General features: G+C 69.2%; 8 protein-coding genes. 1 reads left to right on the forward strand and 7 read right to left on the reverse strand.

Features of this window, described 5'->3' with window-relative positions; all coding sequences use genetic code 11:
- Positions 1-13: 13 nt before the first annotated feature.
- The gene (locus LRP66_RS12605; protein WP_230482953.1) at positions 14-2,320 is read left to right on the forward strand and encodes a TonB-dependent receptor domain-containing protein; all 2,307 of its coding nucleotides are present in this window, start codon (positions 14-16) and stop codon (positions 2,318-2,320) included.
- On the opposite strand, the gene LRP66_RS12610 is transcribed toward LRP66_RS12605, so the two are convergent.
- The 7 genes from LRP66_RS12610 to LRP66_RS12640 all read right to left on the reverse strand — a co-directional run bounded on the left by LRP66_RS12610 (position 2,277) and on the right by LRP66_RS12640 (position 11,391).
- A complete protein-coding gene (locus tag LRP66_RS12610) occupies positions 2,277-3,194 on the reverse strand; it encodes a glycosyltransferase family 2 protein (RefSeq protein ID WP_230482954.1) in 918 nt (305 codons plus the stop codon). The genes LRP66_RS12605 and LRP66_RS12610 overlap by 44 nt on opposite strands.
- On the reverse strand, positions 3,191-4,102 hold the full coding sequence (locus LRP66_RS12615; protein ID WP_230482955.1) for a polysaccharide pyruvyl transferase family protein: 912 nt from the start codon (positions 4,100-4,102) through the stop codon (positions 3,191-3,193). The genes LRP66_RS12610 and LRP66_RS12615 overlap by 4 nt, the downstream gene beginning before the upstream one ends.
- On the reverse strand, positions 4,099-5,175 hold the full coding sequence (locus LRP66_RS12620; RefSeq protein ID WP_230482956.1) for a glycosyltransferase: 1,077 nt from the start codon (positions 5,173-5,175) through the stop codon (positions 4,099-4,101). The genes LRP66_RS12615 and LRP66_RS12620 overlap by 4 nt, the downstream gene beginning before the upstream one ends.
- Complete coding sequence (locus LRP66_RS12625) at positions 5,172-6,086, reverse strand: galactosyltransferase-related protein (RefSeq protein WP_230482957.1); 915 nt, start codon at positions 6,084-6,086, stop codon at positions 5,172-5,174. Before LRP66_RS12625 ends, LRP66_RS12620 begins: the two co-directional genes overlap by 4 nt.
- Positions 6,083-7,228, reverse strand: coding sequence for a glycosyltransferase (locus LRP66_RS12630; RefSeq protein WP_230482958.1), 1,146 nt, complete (start codon positions 7,226-7,228; stop codon positions 6,083-6,085). The genes LRP66_RS12625 and LRP66_RS12630 overlap by 4 nt, the downstream gene beginning before the upstream one ends.
- Complete coding sequence (locus LRP66_RS12635; RefSeq protein WP_230482959.1) at positions 7,225-9,261, reverse strand: HAD-IIB family hydrolase; 2,037 nt, start codon at positions 9,259-9,261, stop codon at positions 7,225-7,227. The genes LRP66_RS12630 and LRP66_RS12635 overlap by 4 nt, the downstream gene beginning before the upstream one ends.
- A 219-nt stretch (positions 9,262-9,480) precedes the next feature.
- Positions 9,481-11,391 (reverse strand): alpha-L-fucosidase, encoded by a 1,911-nt coding sequence (locus tag LRP66_RS12640; RefSeq protein WP_230482960.1) that lies wholly within the window; start codon positions 11,389-11,391, stop codon positions 9,481-9,483.
- Positions 11,392-11,395: the final 4 nt, after the last annotated feature.

The following is an 11,395-nucleotide window of genomic DNA, read 5'->3' on the forward strand; positions in this document are numbered from 1 at the left end:
GCTCTGCCTCGTCATGCCTTTCGCGGCCCCGGCGCGCGCGGCGCCCGTCATGCCCGCACGCCGGATCATCCTCGCCCCGACGACGCTCGATTTCGCATTGCGGGAACTGGCGCGACAGGGCGGCATCACCGTCGTCGCGACCGACGATCGCCTGAGAACGGTCAAGACCCGCGCGCTGAGCACCGACCGTCCACCCGCTGAGGCGCTCAAGCGATTGCTGCGCGGCACCGGCTATAGCGCGGTCGCGATCGACGCCGACAGTTTCCGCGTCGTCGGGGCGCCGCTCCGCCGCAGATCGCCGCCACCCGCCCGGCCTGCCATGCCGCCGCCATCGGGCAATGCGCAGGACATCATCGTTACCGCCAGCAAGCAGGGCACCGAACTCGCCCGCTATCCGGGCAGCGTCTCCGTCATCGGGCGCGGCGTCACCATTCCCACGGGGTCTGTCGACCTGAGCGACGTCGCGAGCCAGACCCCGATCCTACAGACCACCGCGCTCGGCCCCGGCCGCAACAAGCTCTTCATTCGCGGCATCGCCGACAGCAGCTTCAACGGCGCGACCGAGTCCACCGCCAGCCTGTATCTGGACGAGGTGCAGATCGCCTTTGCCGGACCCGATCCGGGGTTGCGGCTCTATGATATCGGCGAAGTGGAGATCGCGGAGGGGCCGCAGGGGGCGCTCCACGGCTCGGGCGCGATCGGCGGCATCGTGCGGCTGACCTCCAATCCGGTGTCGCTCGACCGTGACGGCGGACGGCTGGAATGGGGCGGCGGGCTGACCGAGCATGGCGCGCCGAGCGGCGATGTCGCGGGTGTGGCCAACACGGTCCTGATCCCCGGCACGCTCGGCTTGCGCGTGGTCGGCTATCATGCGGTCGATGGCGGCTATATCGACAATGGCCGGACCGGGGCGACGGACATCAACCGCGTGCTGGCCAGCGGTGGTCGGGCCGCGCTGCGCTGGGAGGTGGGCGACGGATGGCGCGCCGAGCTGGGCGGCGGGATGCAGGCGATCGTCGCGCGCGACGCACAATATGTGCTGAGCGAGGACGTGCTGGTCACCCGCGCCGCGATCGCGCAGCCCTATTGGAGTGACATGACGTTCGGCCGCCTGGTGCTGACCCGGAACTGGGCGAGCGGCCTGGAATTCGTGTCGGCGACGGGACTGGTCCAGGGCGGATCGTTCGAGCAGTTCGATGCCAGCACCCTGGGCGGCAGCCAATCCTATCAGCTCGACGGATCGAAGACGCTGTTCACGCACGAAAGCCGATTGTCGCGACGCCTGGCCGGGGGCGGATCCTGGGTCGTCGGCATCAATCTGGTGTCGGACCAGTCGGTCATGGGGCGGTCGTTGACCGCGCGGGCGGGGGTTCGGCCGGTCATCGGCGTGACGAACCTGACGCGCAGCGGTGCCCTCTTCGCGGAGGCGACGCGTCCGCTGAGCGAGGCGCTGTCTGTGACGTTGGGCGGCCGGGTGACGGCCGCGCGGGTCGATGGCGAGCCGTCGATCACGCCGCGAAGCGGGCGCTACGTCCGGGGGCGGTCGACGACCCGTGTCGACCCGACCTTCGGCTTTTCCTGGCTGCTCGCGCCGGAATGGAGCCTGTTCGGACGCTATCAGTCGGGCTTCCGGACCGGCGGTCTCGCGGTCGCGGCAGGCGTGGGGCGGGTCGCCAATTTCGAGTCCGACTCGATCCAGATGGTCGAGCTTGGCCTGCGTCATCTGCGTCGCGGGACCACGGGCCTGTCCGCCTCGTTCAGCCTGTCGCATGCGCGCTGGACGGCGATCCAGGCCGATCTGCTCAATCGATCGGGGCAGCCGGTGACCGGCAACATCGGCGACGCGCGCGTCGACGCGCTGGAGGGATGGCTGGAATGGGTGCCGCAGCGGGACTGGCATCTGACGGCGGCCTTTTTCGTGACCGACAATGCGGTGACCGGCGCGACCGCAGCGCTCAGCCGCGCGCGCAACCGGCGCCTGCCCGAAACGCCCAGCGTCTCGGGTCGATTGGGCGTGGTCCGCGATTTTCGGGTGTCGCCCGAACTGACCGTGTCGGCGCGCGCCGACGCGTCCTTTGTCGGTCCATCGGTGCTGGGCGTGGGGGACATGCTCGACGCGCGACAGGGGGGATATGGCGTCGGCAATCTGTCGCTGACCGCGCGCAAGGGCCGCTATTCGCTGGCCGCGACGCTCGACAACGTGCTCGACGCGTATGGCAATCGCTTCGCCTATGGCAACCCGTTCCTGCTCGGACGGCGAAACGTCTCGACGCCGGTCAGGCCGAGGACGGTCGGCGTGCGGATGGGCGTCGACTTGTGATCGCCACGCGCGCATAGGCGACGAAGCCCGCCAGCACGTGACGCAGGCGAAAGGCGTGGAAATGGCGGATCGCCGGGACCGGCCCGGTGAAGCGCAGTCGCAGATTGCGGATGTCGTCGCGCAGCCACCGGCCGATCCGCCGGTCGCTCCACAGATGCTTGGCGTATAGCGCGCCGTCGCCAAAGCCATATCCCGCCAGCAGCGCGACGGCCTCCGGCTCATGGCGCCTGCCGTGATGATGATCGACGACGAAGCGGGGATCGTAGAGGACGGGAATGCCCGCCGCCTGCGCACGGAACAGGAAGTCGGTGTCCTCGGCGGCCCGAAACGGCGCGCCCGCGCCGAACCGTTCATCGAACGGCCCGACCATCGCGCGAACCTCGGCGCTGAAGGCGAGATTGGCGCCCATGACGAAGCCGCCGGGGAAGCCGTCCGGGTCCGCCGTCATCGGATGATCCTCCAGCTTGACGGTCACCGGCAGGTCCCCCGGATCGCCGAGCAGGATGCGGCCGCCGATGATGGCCGGGGCGGAGATCCCGGCAAAGGCCGCAGCCAGCGCCTGGAAATAGTCGGGATGCAGGACGCAGTCGTCGTCGGTCATCGCGATGATCCGACCACGCGCCGCCGCCAGCGCCATGTTGCGCGCCCGCGACAGGCCGGGATGCGGCTCGAACAGAAGACGGATGGTGAAGTTGCGATCGGTCGCCCAGCGGCGGATCATCCCGGCCGTACCGTCGGTCGATCCATTGTCGACCAGGATCAATTCCAGCCGATCGGCCCCGCCCCAGGCTACGCCCCGCGCGACCGACTCGAGCGTCGCGGAGAGGCTGTCGCGGCGGTTGCGCGTGCAGATCAGCAGGCTGATGTCGATCATCGCGCCATCATCGCCGCCGCCTCCGCCGGGCCATGCGCCTGCCGGACGAGCGGGCTGTCATGCGTCCAGCTCCCGATATAGGCGCCGACCTTGCCATAGTCATTGTCGAGCACGACGTGCGGCAGTCCCAGCAGCACCGACAGGATATGGCCGTGAAGCCTGTCGGTCACGACCCCCCGACCGCGCGACAGCAGGCGGAGGCCACGCTCGACGCGGATACGCGCCCGCGTCAGCGGATCGGTGGCGTTGACGGGCGGCTCGTCCAGCCAGTCGAGCTTCACGCTTCGCGGCAGGGTGGACAATGGCGCGTCGTCCCGCGCCACCCGCTCCGCATCGGTACGCATCAGCATCAGCCAGTCGCAATCGGGCTCGACCGGGCGCGTCAGCGGACCCAGGCCGAAGGCGGAGTCCGGCGCCAGCGCGACCGTACAGTCGAAATATCGGGTCGCGAGCGCCAGGCTCGGCGAGTCGCGGACATGGAGGTGGAAATCGGGATGCCCCGCCACGACCCGCGCGAAGCGGTCGCGCGCGCCTGGCTGGCGGAAGTGGATCGACTGGGGCAACTGGACGACGCGGCGATCGCGGAAGCGGGTCAGGATCGCCTCGCGAACATGCTGATGATGCGGCCAGATATCGCCCAGATTGCCGCCGCCGTGGATCAGGATCGGTCCGGTCGGACAGGCGCGGCGCAGCGCTTCGTCGTCGAAATCGTCCCAGCGGCAGACATAGGCCGGATCGCCCGCCCCCACGGCATGGAGGCAGGCCATCTCGCCCGCCCAGATCGCGCTGTCGCCGACATTGGGATGATCGGGAAAGTCGACCAGGGCATAGGGCTCGCCGGGTCGGACATGGCGGCGATACAGGTCGTGGAGGCGCGTTTGCTGGCGTTCGATGACGTCGTCGGTCATGCGGCGATGGCACTCGGCGTCGCGGCGCGGACCTGCGCGTAGAGCGCCTCGCATCGATCGAGCCACAGGTCGCGCGCGAAATGCGTCTCCACCCGCTGTCGCGCGACGCTGCGCGGGATTTCGATCGCCGCGCGGATCGCCTCTGCCAGCGCGACGCTGTCGCCCGCTGGCGCGATGCATCCGGCTTCGCCAACCACCTCGCGCGCCGCGCCCTGGTCGAAGGCGGCGATCGGCAGGCCGCACGCCATCGCCTCGATCGCGACCAGCCCGAACGGCTCGTCCCAGCACGGCGTGAACAGATAGACCGACGCGCGGCCCAATTCGGCCGCCAGGCCCGCGCCGTCGAGGTGTCCGCCATAGCGGATCGCGCCGCCCAGCCGGGGCTCCACCTCCGCCGCCCAATAGTCCGGATCCTCGATCGCGCCGAACAGGGTCAGCGGAACACCCGCGATCCGCGCCGCCTCGATCGCCAGATGCGTGCCCTTGTTGGGGGTCACGCGACCGCACCATATCGCCTCGCCATTGCCGGTCGGGGCGAAGGGCCAGGCGGCGGGGTCGATCGCATTGTGCAGCACCGACGCCTCGGGCGGCGCGCCCTCCGGCCACCAGGCGCGCATCTGGCTTTCGGACGTCACGGTCAGGCGATGGCGCGGCGCGGGACTCGTCCGAACGAAGTGATGCAGCGCGTCATAGGGCGGCACGTGCAGCGAGGTGACGGTCGGCGTCACGGCGGTGCGGCGCGGCTCCAGCGGAAAGCGGTGCAGGCTGTTGTTGTGCACCACATCGAATCCGCCGCGCGCGATACGGTCGCAGGCCTGGGCATAGCCCGCATCGACATGCGCGATCAGCTCGGGCTTGCCGCGATGCTCGGCCCAGGGGAACACCGCTTCGTAATGGACCGGCAGGACCGGATCGATGGTGAAGCGCGGATCGCTGTCGCCGCTGGCGAACAGCACCACCTCATGCCCGCGCGCCGCCAGCCCCTCGGCCAGATACCAGCCATGTGCCTCCATACCGCCCAGAAAGGGCTGGCGGATGGGCTGGCGGACATGCGCGAGCAGCGCGATTCTCATGCCGCGACCTGGGCGTTCGCGGTGCGCTCCTCCAGCAGGCGGATGACGCTGGCGGTATTGGCATAGGGTTGATGGCTCTGCTGTCCGGTCAGGGTCAGATCGTCGGCGTCGGGACGACGCAGGATGCGGATCGGGCGGCCGGGCGTGTCGTCGATGAGCCCCATCAGGCGAAAGGCGTGCAGCCAATGGCCCATGGTGCGATAGCCCCATTTCGCCTCGAACAGCTCGGCATTGCGCACCACGCTGTCGATATGATGGACCGGCGGCATGTGGTGCGGGTGATATTGGTGATAGGCGAGGCCGCCCTTGATCCAGGCGATCGGCACGCCCGCCCTGTCGACCAGCTTGCCGAAGTCGGTATCCTCGCCGCCATAGCCCGAATAGCGTTCGTCGAAGCCGCCCGTCGCCAGGAAGGTCGCGCGCCGCATCGCGAAGTTGAGCGACCAGAAGCAGCGATAGTCCGCGCACCGCTCGATCCCCTCGGGCGGTGGCCCGCGCCGATCGGAATGGCGCACGGCGCGCGCGGCGAAGTCGTCATAGCGCCATTCGCCCTCGGTCGCGCCGCCGGGCAGGTACATCACCTCGCCCATCAGCAGCCCGTCCATCTCGTCCAGACAGCGGTCGTAATCGGCGAGGAGCGTCGGCGTCGGGATACAGTCCATGTCGAGGAAGACCAGCTTGTCGCCGATCGCCGCCTTCGCCGCCGCATTGCGCGCCTGCGCCAGTGGCAGGCGTGGCCCCGAGATCCGCATCTGCCGGACCGGAAAGGGCGCGTCGGGCAGGTCGTAGGTCTCGTCCTGGATCACCGCGACGATCAGTTCGGCGGGGCGCAGCGTCTGACGGCTGAGCCCCAGCACGACGTTGCGCAGATGGTCGGGGCGGCCCCCGGCGAGAGTGACGACCGAGATCATGAATGCGCTCCGGCGGAATCGGGGGTGGGGGAACAATCGAGTTCGACCGGCCAGAGCCGCGCGGCCAGCGCCTCCAGCCAGTCGGCGGCGTCCTGTGCGGGACTGTCGGCGATCATCGCGCGCTGTGCGGCGGGGCGGTGCTGGTTGCGGGTTTCCGCCAGCGCGGCGGTCCAGCTCTGCGCCGAGGAGGGGAGGTGCGGCCGGACGCAGGCGACACCCGCCGCGGCCAGCGCCGCGGCCTTGCGATGCTGCTCGTCGAAATAGCGCCATTCGGGAATGGCGAGCCAGGGACGTGCGGCGGCCAGGATCTGCTGGCAGGTGGTGTTGCCGGTCGAGGCGATGACCAGGTCGGCGGCGGCGACATGATCGGCCGCATTGTCGACCCAGCCGCGATGCTCGATATTGGCGGGCTCGGTCGCGTGCCAGTCGCGCACCACCGGACCGATGGTGATCCACCGCGCGCCCGGACGGCTGCGCGCACCGACGCCGAGCGGTGCCTGGGCAAAGCCGCCGCCACCCCCGCCCGACAGCACGAGGATGACCTCTTCCTCTGCGCCGACGCCGATCCGCTGGCGCGCCAGTTCGCGCTCGGGCACGCGGGTATCGACGCCCAGGCCGCCCGCGAAGCAGGTCTTGGCGCGCATGGCACCATCCCATTCGGGTTGGGCCAATGCCGCGTCGAACGCGGCGAGCAGCCCGGCGGCGCCGTCATAGGCCGCGCGGTGTCCCGGATCGCTCCGGTCGCCATGTTGCAACACCTTCACATGCGGCACCGAACAGATGCGCGCGAGTTGCGCGATCTCCGCCGACACGTCGCAGATCATCAGCGCGGGATCGGCACGGTCGAACCACCCCGCGATCACCGCCATGGCATGGCGAATGCCCGGCCAGCCGAGCGGTGCGCAGTGCAGCGTGTCCGGCGTCGGTACGGCGTCAAGCCCGCGCGCCTCCAGTCCGGTCGGCTCGAACAGGGAGGGGATGACGACCAGTTCGACCTGCGGCGGCAGCGGCGGGAAGATATCGTCGCGTGCGCAGAATATCGTGACCGGCCGCTCGGGGGGCAGCGCGTTCAGGATCGCGGCGCAGCGTTCGGCATGGCCGCGCCCCTGATGATGGACGAAATAGCCGAAGGGCCGGATCATGCCGCGCTGGCCTGGATGGCGCTCCGCACCGGGATCGCGGGCCGGGCATCGGCCAGCCCAAGCCGCTCGAGCCCCTCCATCACGCCACGCGCATGACGGCCGGAAACCCGCATAAGCCCCTCTCGCGGGCCAAGCTCCGCCAGCTCGTCGCTGGCATTGCCGACGACGATGGCATGGCCACAGGCCTCCAGCATGTCGATGTCGTTGCCGCTGTCCCCGGCCGCGATGCACGCGCCGAGCGGCAGGTTGAGCCGCCGCGCATAGGCCGCCACCGCCGCCGCCTTGCCTCCCATCGGTGCCAGCACGTCGATCAGGCGGCCGTGCGAGAAGACGGTCTTGGCGGCCACGCCCTGTTCGGCCAGCGCGGCGCGCACCCGCATCGCGTCCTCGGCCGTCCCGAAAAAGCTGAGCTTGTGCGGCCCGGCGGTGTCACGCGGTTGCGGACGCAGGCGCAGCGGCTTCAGCGCGGCGACCACCGCCTTGCGATTCCATCCCTGATCCAGCCGTGCGGAAAAGTCGGGGCATTCGTGCCAGCCGCGCGGGCCCCTCAGCATGATGCGCGTGCCGACATCGGTGATGAAGGCGTCGGGCTCGGGCAGGCTCCACTGCGACAGGATCGCGCGCGCCATCGCAAAGGACCGGCCGGTCGCGACCACGAAGGGCAGGCCGCTCGCCCGTCGCCATTCGGCAAAGCCGTGCGCGCCGACCGCGCAACCGGTCAGCGTATGGTCGATATCGCTCGCCAGCAGTCCGGGCGCGCGTGGCAGCCGCGCGTAGAGCGCGACCGACTCCGCCGCGTACCGGCGCCAGTCATAGCGCGCCGCGCCCGACCGTCCGGCTTCGCTCATCCGGGCATGGCGTTCGGGGGTCGTCAGGATGGCCAGGCACGCCTCGGCGATCTCGCTTTCGTCGGTCGGTTCGACCAGCAGGCCATGGCCGAGCGCCGCGACGATCTCGCTGGGGCCGCCATGTCGCGTCGCGACGACCGGCACGCCCGCCGCCGCCGCCTCGATGAGCGTCAGGCCGAAGGGCTCGTGGAGCGCGGCGTTGACGAAGACGCCACCGTTCGCCGCGCGGTCGTAGAGCGCCGAGACGTCATGCCCGTCATGCTCGGGCGGCAGGGCGAAGCGGCCGCGAAGCGCGGGGCTTTCCGCCAGGGCCATGAGCTCGGCGAGAACCGTGCGTTCCTCGGGCGATCCGGGGCCGTCATGCTGCCCCGCCAGGATCACCAGATTGGCGGCCTCGCGCAGCGCCGAGGACGCGGCATAGGCGCGGGCGAGCGCACCGAGATTCTTCTTGGCGACGGGGCGGGCGATCGCCAGTACGATCGGCTTGGTCGGGTCTGCCAGCGTGGCATCGAGCCGTTCGGACAGTGACGGGCGGCTGACCGGGGTGGCGTCACGGCTCGGCACGCCCGGCGGAATGCAATGGATGCGGCCCGTCACCGGCGCGGCATAGGCATGGACCTGTCGCTCCGCCTCGTCACGGGTCGAGACGATGATCGCATCGGCACCCGCGATCGCGCTGCGCTCGGCGGCGATCCGGCCGTCCAGCGCGGGACAGTCGCCCTGATGCTTGCGCTTGTCGATACCCAGCGCATGCGGGGTGTAGACGAAGGGGACGGCAAAGCGCCGCCGCGCCTCGGCGGCGACGGCGGCGGCGTCGGAAAAATGGGCATGGATCACGTCGGGCAGGCGCGGCAGCCGTTCCAGATGCGCGCAAAAGGCCTCCGTGAAGGCCGAGAGGTCGTCCGCCAGCGCTTCCTTTTCGAGATAGCGCCGATCGCGCGTCGCGATCCGGTCGATCGTCAGCCTGGGCGACAATCGCTCGCTGATCAGGCCGTGTTCGGGGGCAAGGCCGTCGTCCTCGAACAGGCGGGTGACGACGGATACTTGATCGGTATCAATATTGGCGGCCTGGGCGAATGCTGCATCGAGAATATAGGCGATATGGCCGCCCGTATCGGCGGTAATGCCATAATGGACAGGCGGCGATTTGAGGCAGCCACCCAGTGCCAGATGCAGAATGAACAATCTCGCCCCTTTCGTTGTGGAGCAAGAACGTTAGTAATATTGATTAGCTCCCAAGGCTTTGGGCGAATTGTCGGGATATGCCCACAGACACGATTTTCGCGCTCGACTCTTGATCTTTGTCAAGATTTGGACGGGCCCAATCGGGCGGCGAACGTTACGCGGGTCCATCCCTCCCTCTCCCCTGCCGGGGGGAGAGGGATAAAGGGAAATGCGCCCGTCCTATCGCTTGGTGAACCCGCCAATCCCCGCGATGGCCAGCTTGGCGGCGGGCTTGGACATTTCCGCGAAGGTCAGCCGCAGATAGCGGACCGGGCGAACGCTGGTGAAGGGCAGGCGCTGGGTCGACAGCGCATAGGCGATGTTGGAGAACTCGCCCGCGCCCGCCGGGGTCCAGCTCTTTCCGTCGACGCTGGTCTCCGCGACATATCCGCGCGGCGGGGCGGCATCGATCATCACCTGGCGCGACGGCGTCAGGCTGAAGCCAGCCACGTCCTGGACCTGGCCCATGTCGACCGTGACGCTGGCGGGCTTGCCGGGCGTCGGCGCGGGCTGGACCCAGATGGTCTTGGCGTCGTTGTCGAGCAGCTTCTCGGCATCCGGTGCGCTGGCCGACACGATATGCCAGCCGCGCGTGTCCATGACCGTCGGGTCGCTCGACACGATGGCGGGGACGGGGACCGGGGCGACGCTGCGGAAGAGCGAGACCTCGCTGATCGCCGGACAGACGGGTGCGTCGACGATGCGCAGGCGGATGCGCCGCGCGGTGACGGGGGCCGGCAGGCGGATGATCCGCTGCGCGCTGATGCATTCATGCTCGGCGAGCTGCTGCCACTGGCCGTTCACCTCGGCATCGACCGCGAAGCGCGTGACCCGGACGCCGAGCGGCAGATATTCGCGGATGCGGATCAGGTCGAAGGCGCGCCCCGGCGGCAGGTCGAGCGTCAGGCTGGGCGTGGTCACACCGTCGGGCGCGGACCAGTAGGTGTCGCGCTGGCCGTCCAGCACCTTGGCAGGCTCGAACCCCTTGCCGCGCACATGGCTGGCGCTGGCGACCGATCCTTGCGCCAGGTCGGTCGCGAAGCTGGCGCGGATCGCGTCGCCGAAGCTCTTCAGGATCTTCACGTCCTGATCGGGAATGCGCCCGCGCCGGTCCGGCGGCAGGTTGAGGTTCATGTTGGTGCCGCGCGCGACCGAGGTGTCGAAATAGCCGACCAGATTTTCCGGGCTGCGGACCTTGGAGTCCTCGTCGGCATGATAGAACCAGCCGGGCCGGATCGACGTGTTGGTCTCGGCAGGCCACCACAGCGCCGCGCCACGCACGCCCGAATTGCCCTCCGACTGGACGTAAGGGTGGTCGGGCATGGTCGGCCAGCAGGGATCGCCCGCGATACCGTCCTCATTGCCCACCCAGCGGATATCCGCGCCGAGCGGATCGAAGGTGCAGGCCATGGGCTGATGCTGGTGGACCAGTGCGATGATCGAGGGCCAGTTATAGTATTTGGGCGCATCGATCTGCCGCGTCTCGCGCGCCCCGCCATAATAGCCGTCACCACCATTGGCGCCGTCGAACCAGAATTCGAATAGCTCGCCATAGCCGGTGCCCAGCTCGACCACCTGCTTGCGGAAATAGTCGACATAGGCGGGCCGCCCATATTGCGGGTGGTTGCGGTCCCAGGGCGAAAGATAGATGCCGAACGCCATACCGGCGCGCTTGCATGCGTCCGACATCTCCCGGACGATATCGCCCTGGCCGTCCTTGTACGGCGAGTTGCGGATGCAATGCTCGGTCAGCCTGGTTGGCCAGAGGCAAAAGCCGTCATGATGCTTCGCCGTCAGGATGATGCCCTTGAGGTTCCCCGCCTTGGCCGCCGCGACGATCTGGTCGGCGCTGAAGTCGGTGGGGTTGAACATCTTGGGGTCTTCGTCGCCATAGCCCCATTCCTTGTCGGTGAAGGTGTTCATCGCGAAGTGGATGAAGGCATATTGCTCGCGCTGGTGCCAGCGCCACTGACGCGCCGACGGCACCGCGCCATATGGGGCGGGCGCACCGCTCCCGGCTTTCGCGAAGGCAGGCGTGGCGGACGCGGCAAGACCGGTGGCGAGGACGGCGCGGCGGGAGAAATCGATCATCTTC

The sequence above is a fragment of the Sphingomonas sp. Leaf21 genome, from assembly GCF_916858675.1.
Taxonomy (GTDB): domain Bacteria; phylum Pseudomonadota; class Alphaproteobacteria; order Sphingomonadales; family Sphingomonadaceae; genus Sphingomonas.

Bases quoted from the DNA above. Each gene is read 5' to 3' on its own strand.
- LRP66_RS12630 (WP_230482958.1), bottom strand. From the start codon at position 7,228: ATGATCCGGCCCTTCGGCTATTTCGTCCATCATCAGGGGCGCGGCCAT.
- LRP66_RS12615 (WP_230482955.1), bottom strand. From the start codon at position 4,102: ATGACCGACGACGTCATCGAACGCCAGCAAACGCGCCTCCACGACCTG.
- LRP66_RS12620 (WP_230482956.1), bottom strand. From the start codon at position 5,175: ATGAGAATCGCGCTGCTCGCGCATGTCCGCCAGCCCATCCGCCAGCCC.
- LRP66_RS12605 (WP_230482953.1), top strand. From the start codon at position 14: ATGCCTTTCGCGGCCCCGGCGCGCGCGGCGCCCGTCATGCCCGCACGC.
- LRP66_RS12640 (WP_230482960.1), bottom strand. From the start codon at position 11,391: ATGATCGATTTCTCCCGCCGCGCCGTCCTCGCCACCGGTCTTGCCGCG.
- LRP66_RS12610 (WP_230482954.1), bottom strand. From the start codon at position 3,194: ATGATCGACATCAGCCTGCTGATCTGCACGCGCAACCGCCGCGACAGC.
- LRP66_RS12625 (WP_230482957.1), bottom strand. From the start codon at position 6,086: ATGATCTCGGTCGTCACTCTCGCCGGGGGCCGCCCCGACCATCTGCGC.